Here is a 510-nt window from a genome sequence, read left to right on the forward strand (position 1 = left end):
CAATGACCCTCCCCGGTTGAGCCGGGGGCTTTCACATCAGACTTAAGAAACCGCCTGCGCGCGCTTTACGCCCAATAATTCCGGATAACGCTTGCCACCTACGTATTACCGCGGCTGCTGGCACGTAGTTAGCCGTGGCTTTCTGGTTAGGTACCGTCAAGGTGCCAGCTTATTCAACTAGCACTTGTTCTTCCCTAACAACAGAGTTTTACGACCCGAAAGCCTTCATCACTCACGCGGCGTTGCTCCGTCAGACTTTCGTCCATTGCGGAAGATTCCCTACTGCTGCCTCCCGTAGGAGTCTGGGCCGTGTCTCAGTCCCAGTGTGGCCGATCACCCTCTCAGGTCGGCTACGCATCGTCGCCTTGGTGAGCCGTTACCTCACCAACTAGCTAATGCGCCGCGGGTCCATCTGCAAGTGGTAGCTAAAAGCCACCTTTTATGATTGAACCATGCGGTTCAATCAAGCATCCGGTATTAGCCCCGGTTTCCCGGAGTTATCCCAGTCTT

General features: G+C 54.9%; 1 rRNA gene. It reads right to left on the bottom strand.

The window, feature by feature from the left end:
• A 16S ribosomal RNA gene (locus C6558_RS39075) occupies window positions 1-510 on the bottom strand; the annotation flags it as partial.

The sequence above is a fragment of the Ensifer sp. NM-2 genome (genome assembly GCF_003024455.1).
Classification (GTDB): Bacteria; Pseudomonadota; Alphaproteobacteria; order Rhizobiales; family Rhizobiaceae; genus Ensifer; species Ensifer canadensis.